The 7,611-nt window shown below is 69.2% G+C and carries 6 protein-coding genes; 3 read left to right on the plus strand and 3 right to left on the minus strand.

Annotated elements, in window-relative coordinates:
* Positions 1–36: 36 nt before the first annotated feature.
* Together recD2 and QWM81_RS07170 are read left to right on the plus strand one after the other, a co-directional pair.
* Entirely contained in the window at positions 37–2,268 is a 2,232-nt protein-coding gene (gene recD2 / locus QWM81_RS07165; RefSeq protein WP_290110764.1) for an SF1B family DNA helicase RecD2, read from the plus strand.
* A 177-nt stretch (positions 2,269–2,445) separates the two neighbouring features.
* Entirely contained in the window at positions 2,446–3,735 is a 1,290-nt protein-coding gene (locus tag QWM81_RS07170) for a citrate synthase (protein WP_126886268.1), read from the plus strand.
* Between the two features lie 552 nt (positions 3,736–4,287).
* Here QWM81_RS07170 and QWM81_RS07175 read toward each other — a convergent pair.
* The 3 genes from QWM81_RS07175 to QWM81_RS07185 form a co-directional block, all read right to left on the minus strand.
* Complete coding sequence (locus tag QWM81_RS07175) at positions 4,288–4,602, minus strand: heavy-metal-associated domain-containing protein (RefSeq protein WP_290110765.1); 315 nt, start codon at positions 4,600–4,602, stop codon at positions 4,288–4,290.
* Positions 4,603–4,864: 262 nt separating this feature from the next.
* Positions 4,865–5,062 (minus strand): helix-turn-helix transcriptional regulator, encoded by a 198-nt coding sequence (locus tag QWM81_RS07180; protein ID WP_290110766.1) that lies wholly within the window; start codon positions 5,060–5,062, stop codon positions 4,865–4,867.
* A 303-nt stretch (positions 5,063–5,365) separates the two neighbouring features.
* Positions 5,366–6,280 carry a sugar phosphate isomerase/epimerase family protein gene (locus QWM81_RS07185; RefSeq protein WP_290110767.1) on the minus strand — a complete coding sequence of 305 codons (915 nt, stop codon included), beginning with the start codon at positions 6,278–6,280 and terminating at the stop codon, positions 5,366–5,368.
* A 124-nt stretch (positions 6,281–6,404) separates the two neighbouring features.
* Between QWM81_RS07185 and iolC the strand changes: the two genes are divergently transcribed.
* Positions 6,405–7,611 (plus strand): 5-dehydro-2-deoxygluconokinase (gene iolC / locus QWM81_RS07190; protein WP_290110769.1); only part of this gene is annotated, 1,207 nt, incomplete at its 3' end.

Consider the following 7,611-nt stretch of genomic DNA (forward strand, 5'->3'; position numbering starts at 1 on the left):
CACCGCGCTGTCGGACCTGCCGGGTAGCGTCGGAGCATGTCCAATCTGGCAGTGGTCGAAGGGGTCCTGGAGCGGATCACGTACGCCAATGAGGAGAACGGCTACACGGTGGCCCGGGTCGACACCGGGCGCGGTGGCGGGGATCTTCTCACGGTGGTCGGCTCGCTGCTCGGCGCGCAGCCGGGGGAGTCGCTGCGCATGGAGGGGCGCTGGGGGTCGCATCCGCAGTACGGCAAGCAGTTCACCGTGGAGAACTACACCACCGTCCTGCCGGCCACCGTCCAGGGCATCCGCCGTTATCTCGGCTCCGGCCTGATCAAGGGCATCGGTCCGCGTATCGCCGACCGGATCGTCGAGCACTTCGGCATCGAGACGCTCGACGTCATCGAGAACGAGCCGAAGCGGCTCATCGAGGTGCCGGGACTCGGGCCGAAGCGGACCAAGCTGATCGGTGCCGCGTGGGAGGAGCAGAAGGCGATCAAGGAGGTGATGGTCTTCCTCCAGGGCGTCGGGGTCTCCACCTCCATCGCGGTCAGGATCTACAAGAAGTACGGGGACGCCTCGATCTCCGTGGTGAAGAACCAGCCCTACCGGCTGGCCGCCGACGTCTGGGGCATCGGGTTCCTCACCGCGGACAAGATCGCGCAGGCCGTCGGCATCCCGCACGACAGCCCGGAGCGGGTCAAGGCGGGGCTGCGGTACGCCCTTTCGCAGTCCACCGACCAGGGGCACTGCTTCCTGCCCGAGGAGCAGCTGATCGCCGACGCGGTGAAGTTGCTCCAGGTCGATACGGGACTGGTCATCGAGTGCCTGGCCGAGCTGGCGGCCGACGAGGAGGAAGGGGGCGTCGTACGGGAGCGGGTGCCCGGCCCGGAGGGGCAGCCGCTGACCGCGGTCTACCTGCTTCCGTTCCACCGGGCCGAGATCTCGCTGGCCGCCCAGTTGCTGCGGCTGCTGCGCGCCGAGGAGGACCGGATGCCGGCCTTCCGGGACGTGGCCTGGGACAAGGCCCTGGCGTGGCTCGCGGACCGTACGGGGGCCGAGCTGGCGCCCGAGCAGGAGGAGGCCGTGCGGCTCGCCCTGACCAAGAAGGTCGCCGTGCTCACGGGCGGGCCGGGGTGCGGCAAGTCCTTCACGGTCCGGTCCATCGTGGAGCTGGCCCGGGCCAAGAAGGCCAAGGTGGTCCTCGCCGCGCCCACCGGGCGCGCGGCCAAGCGCCTGGCCGAGCTGACCGGCGCGGACGCGTCCACCGTGCACCGTCTGCTGGAGCTGAAGCCGGGCGGCGACGCGGCCTACGACCGGGACCGGCCGCTCGACGCCGACCTGGTCGTCGTGGACGAGGCCTCCATGCTGGACCTGCTGCTGGCCAACAAGCTGGTCAAGGCGGTTGCTCCGGGTGCTCATCTGCTTCTGGTCGGTGATGTGGACCAGCTGCCGAGCGTCGGCGCCGGCGAGGTGCTGAGCGACCTGCTGGCCCCGGACGGTCCCGTCCCGTCCGTGCGGCTGACGCGGATCTTCCGGCAGGCCCAGCAGTCCGGTGTCGTCACCAACGCCCACCGCATCAACTCCGGGCAGCAACCGATCACTTCCGGGCTCGCGGACTTCTTCCTCTTCGTCACGGAGGACACCGAGGAGGCCGGCCGGCTCACCGTCGATGTGGCGGCCCGCCGGGTGCCGGCGAAATTCGGCCTTGATCCACGCCGGGACGTCCAGGTCCTGGCGCCCATGCACCGTGGCCCGGCCGGCGCCGGCACGCTCAATGGGCTGCTCCAGCAGGCCATCACCCCGGCCAGGCCCGACCTCCCCGAGAAGAGATTCGGGGGCCGGGTCTTCCGCGTCGGCGACAAAGTCACCCAGATTCGCAACAATTACGAGAAGGGGGCGAACGGAATCTTCAACGGCACGGTCGGCGTGGTCACCTCCCTCAGCGTGGACGACCAGCGCCTGACGGTACTGACGGACGAGGACGAGGAGGTGCCGTACGACTTCGACGAGCTGGACGAGCTGGCACACGCGTACGCCGTCACGATCCACCGCTCCCAGGGCAGCGAATACCCGGCCGTGGTGATCCCGGTCACCACCGGCGCGTGGATGATGCTCCAGCGGAACCTGCTCTACACGGCCGTCACGCGCGCCAAGAAGCTCGTCGTCCTGGTCGGCTCACGCAAGGCGATCGGGCAGACCGTCCGCACCGTTTCGGCCGGTCGGCGCTTTACCTCACTGCGCCATCGGCTGACAGGTGAGGTACGGGTGGGAAACATCACCTAGATCTTTCCCGGACTTTCGTCACCGGGAGGAAGCGGGCAGGATGAGCAGGTTGACGGCACTGAGTGCCGCCAATTGGCCGAATGGTCGACCCCGAGTGCACTCTGCTGAGCCAAGTGGGGGATGGTAGAGACAGTCAGGGCACCTCGAAGAAGAGGCACTACGTCGGTGAGGGATGACGTGAGCGACAACTCTGTAGTACTGCGGTACGCGGACGGTGAATACACCTACCCGGTGGTCGAGAGCACCGTCGGTGACAAGGGCTTCGACATCGGGAAGCTCCGAGCCCAGACCGGTCTGGTGACCCTGGACAGCGGCTACGGCAACACCGCCGCCTATAAATCCGCGATCACCTACCTCGACGGCGAGCAGGGCATCCTGCGGTACCGCGGCTACCCCATCGAGCAGCTGGCGGAGCGCTCCACCTTCCTCGAGGTGGCCTACCTGCTGATCAACGGCGAGCTTCCCAAGGTCGACGAGCTGGCGGCGTTCCGGAACGAGATCACGCAGCACACGCTGCTGCATGAGGACGTCAAGCGGTTCTTCGACGGCTTCCCGCGCGACGCCCACCCCATGGCGATGCTGTCCTCGGTCGTCAGCGCGCTGTCCACCTTCTACCAGGACAGCCACAACCCCTTCGACGAGAAGCAGCGCCACCTCTCCACGATCCGGCTGCTGGCCAAGCTGCCGACCATCGCGGCGTACGCGTACAAGAAGTCGATCGGCCACCCGTTCGTCTACCCGCGCAATGACCTCTCGTACGTCGAGAACTTCCTGCGCATGACCTTCTCGGTGCCCGCCCAGGAGTACGAGCTCGACCCCGTCGTGGTCTCCGCGCTCGACAAGCTGCTGATCCTGCACGCGGACCACGAGCAGAACTGCTCGACCTCCACCGTCCGCCTGGTCGGCTCCTCACAGGCGAACATGTTCGCCTCGATCTCCGCCGGTATCTCGGCGCTGTGGGGCCCCCTGCACGGTGGCGCCAACCAGTCCGTGCTGGAGATGCTCCAGGGCATCCAGGCCACCGGCGGCGACGTGGACTCCTTCATCCGCAAGGTGAAGAACAAGGAGGACGGCGTCCGCCTGATGGGCTTCGGCCACCGCGTCTACAAGAACTTCGACCCCCGGGCGAAGATCATCAAGGCGGCGGCGCACGATGTCCTCTCGGCGCTCGGCAAGTCCGACGAGCTGCTGGACATCGCGCTGAAGCTGGAGGAGCACGCGCTCGCCGACGACTACTTCGTCTCGCGCAACCTCTACCCGAACGTGGACTTCTACACGGGTCTGATCTACCGCGCGATGGGCTTCCCGACCGAGATGTTCACCGTGCTCTTCGCGCTGGGCCGGCTGCCGGGCTGGATCGCCCAGTGGCACGAGATGATCAAGGAGCCGGGCTCCCGCATCGGCCGCCCGCGCCAGATTTACACGGGCGAGGTCCTGCGCGACTTCGTCCCGGTCGAAAGCCGCTGACGGCTCACCGGCCTGGCGCCTGGTGTCCGGCGTCGGCGCCGGGCGCCCGGGCGCCGGACGTGAAAGCGCCCCGCCGCCGATCCCCCCACGGGTCGGCGAGCGGGGCGCTTCCCATATCCCCGGAGCGGATTCCCCCCACGGGATCCGGGTCCGGGCGTCTGCCGGGTATCAGCAGAAGCTCGCGATGCGATCTGCCGGGGTACGTACGTACGGGAGGGCCGCTCAAAGCTTCCCGGTGTACGTGCCCCGGCCCACGCTTGCCTGGGACGTCCCCCAAGACATCCCATGAACGTCCCCCAAGACGTTCGTGGCATCGCCCATTCAGACTCGCGAGCCGCCCAAATGGTTACCCCCAAATATCTGTGATCTAGATCTCCTTGTGAAGGTCTTGTGAGTCACGTGAAGGTGAAATCACGTGAAGGTGATCGGACAAAGACGTTGAGTCACCACACATGGGGCGAAACGAAAAGCACCAGGCTGGGCCCCGCCGTCGTCACGGTGGGGACCGGCCTGGTGTGGCGGCGTGGACGTCGCCCGTGGAGGGCGGCCCGCTCAGGCCTGGCCGACGAGCTCGTAGCCCGCCTCGTCGACCGCTTCGCGTACCGCGTTCTCGTCCAGCGGGCTGTCGGAGACCACGGTCACCAGGCCCGTCGAGGCGACAGCCTGCACGGAGGTGACGCCGGCGATCGCGGAGACCTCCTTGGAGACGGCGCCCTCGCAGTGGCCGCACGTCATGCCCTCGACCCTGTAGACGGTGGTGACGCCGCCGGGCTGGGCGTCGGCCGCGCCGCTGTCGTGGCAGGAGCCGGTGGGCGAGCAGCAGGAGCCGGCGGCCTGGGGGAGCCCGGTGTTCGTCTCGGCGGTCATGACGTTCTCCTCTTGGTTCTTCGGTTCTTCGAATCTTCGATTCGTCGGTCGAGCATGTGACGCGGCGTATGCGGTCATGATGCGCCAGGGGCTCCTGGGAGCGCCGTGGCGGGCTGAACACTCTCCACTATACCCCTAGGGGGTATAGATGCCATCGAGGCGCGCCGTGGATGAGGGAGGGGAACCCGGGTACCCCCGGTGGGCGGCCCACGCGGGCCAGCCCCGCACCGGCTCAACGGTGCGGGGCCGGGATGCCGGGACGTCAGTTCCTTCGCGTCCGGTTTCCGGGGCGGTTGGCCACCCAGACGCGGATCGTCTCCGCGTACCAGTAGGGTTTGCCGTCCTCCACGTGGTCGGGCTGCGGGAGCAGGCCGTGCTTACGGTAGGACCGGACCGTGTCCGGCTGTACCCGGATGTGCGCGGCAATCTCCTTGTAGGACCAGAGCCTTCTGTCCGTCATCTTTGGCACCTCCCTGCGTGCGCCGCGACGGCGGCCCGGGAGGGCCGTCGGGGGAGCCGCGGCGTTGACGCTGGCGATCACTGAGCCTGCGACCGATGAACGACGCACAGTGACGAGCGGGTAGGGGCTGTTGAAGGCCTGTGACGGAAGGCCTGCGTAATGGGGACATGTGTGACAGGGGAGGGATGTCTGTTACAGGCGTGACGGCCTGTCACCTGCCGGGTCACCATGTACGCACCTGCGTAAGTGCGTAAGCGCGTAAGCGCGAATGTACGTATCTATGTACGTGTGTACGTGTGTACGTCATGCGCCGCAGGAGCGGAGGAAGCGGCGGGTCCGTTCGGCGATGGGGTACGGCTTGTCCGGCGGACACGGGTACATGTCCTGCTCGACGATGGCGAAGAGGTCGACGCCCAGGGCCTGGGCCGCGGCCAGTACGGGTTCGAGCGCGGGCACCCCGGCCGGCGGTTCGCACATCACTCCGCGCGCGACGGCCGGGCCGAAGGGGGTCCCCTCCGCGACGACCTCGGCCAGGATCTCCGGGTCGACCTGCTTGAGGTGCAGATAGCCGATCCTCTCCCCGTACGTTTCGATCAGCTTGACGCTGTCGCCGCCGCAGTACGCGTAGTGCCCGGTGTCCAGGCAGAGCGCGACCAGGTCGGGGTCCGTGGCGTCGAGGAAGCGGGCGACGTTCTCCTCGGTGTCGATGTGCGTGTCCGCGTGCGGGTGGACGACGATGCGCAGGCCGAAGCGGTCCTGGACCTCCAGGCCCAGGCGCTCCGTCAGGCGGGTCAGGTCGCGCCACTGACCCACCGTCAGGGTGCGGTCCTCCAGCACCTCGCCGGTCTTGTCGTCCCGCCAGAAGGACGGGATGACGACGAGGTGGTCGGCGCCCATGGCGTGGGCGAGAGCGGCGTTGTCCGCGACGTGCGCCCAGGTCTTGTCCCACACGGCTTCGCCATGATGCAGCCCGGTGAACACGGTGCCGGCCGACACCTTGAGGCCGCGGCGGGTGGTCTCCTCGGTCAGCCGGGCCGGGTCGGTGGGGAGATAGCCGTACGGGCCGAGCTCGATCCACTCGTAGCCGGCCCGGGCGACCTCGTCGAGGAAGCGCTGCCAGGGGACTTGCCGCGGATCGTCGGGGAACCACACGCCCCATGAGTCGGGGGCGGAACCGATCCGGATACGGGACAACGGCGGCGGAGACAGCGGCGTCATGGAGGTCAGCTTGGTGGCGCCCGGAGGGAGCGTCAAGGGTTGGTCAGAATGTCAGGACAAAATGTTGACAGGCCCTCGGGGTACGGCTAGACCTGACCACGGCGCCGACGCGAAGGGGACTTGGATGGCGACCGATGCGCACACCCCGTACGACCTGATCACCATGGGTCGCATCGGGGTGGACCTCTACCCGCTCCACACAGGCGTCCCGCTCGCCCACGTGGACGCCTTCGGCAAGTTCCTCGGCGGCTCCGCCGCGAATGTCGCCGTGGCCGCCGCCCGGCTGGGGCGGCGCACCGCCCTGATCACCCGCACGGGGGCCGACCCGTTCGGCGAGTATCTGCACCAGGAGCTGCGGGCGTTCGGCGTGGACGACCGCTGGGTGACGCCGGTCGCGGCGTACCCGACGCCGCTCACCTTCTGCGAGATCTTCCCGCCCGACGACTTCCCGCTCTACTTCTACCGGCAGCCCAAGGCCCCGGACCTGGAGATCCACGAGCACGAGCTGGACCTCGCGGCCATCGCCGCGGCGCGGGTCTTCTGGGTGACCGGCACGGGCCTGTCCGCCGAGCCCAGCCGCACGGCGACGCTCGCGGCGCTCGCCGGCCGTTCCGGTGCGGCGCACGGCGAGGAACGGACGGTGGCCGCGTACGCCGCGGGCGCGGACGGGCGGGTCACCGTCTTCGACCTCGACTGGCGCCCGATGCTCTGGGAGAGCGCGGCCGGGGACGTGGACGCCGAGTCCGCCCGCCCGCACTACGCCGCGGCGCTGCCGCACGCCACCGTCGCCATCGGCAACCTGGACGAGTGCGAGGTCGCCACCGGCGAGCGCGAACCGTACGCCGCGGCCCTCGCCCTCCTGGACGCGGGCGTCCGCCTCGCCGTCGTCAAGCAGGGCCCCAAGGGCGTCCTCGCCATGACGGCGGACGGCGAGACGGTCGACGTACCGCCCGTCCCGGTCGAGGTCGTCAACGGCCTCGGCGCGGGCGACGCGTTCGGCGGCGCCCTGTGTCACGGGCTGCTGGCCGGCTGGGACCTGGAGCGGACCCTGCGGTACGCCAACGCCGCCGGCGCCATCGTCGCCTCCCGCCTCGCCTGCTCCTCCGCGATGCCGTTCCCGGAGGAGGTGGCCGCAGCCCTGTCCGGCTCACCGCTGAAGGCCACCCCCGCCGCGGACGCCGACCCGCACCGGCCGGACGCCGACCCGCACCGGCCGGACGCCGACCCGCACCGGCCGGACGCCGAACCGCACGGGCCGGACGGCCCCGCCGCCCGTGCCAGGGAACAGTCGTCCCGTACAACGGCGTACGGAACACAGCAGCGCCTGCCGC

Source organism: Streptomyces ficellus, from assembly GCF_030406405.1.
GTDB lineage: Bacteria > Actinomycetota > Actinomycetes > Streptomycetales > Streptomycetaceae > Streptomyces > Streptomyces ficellus_B.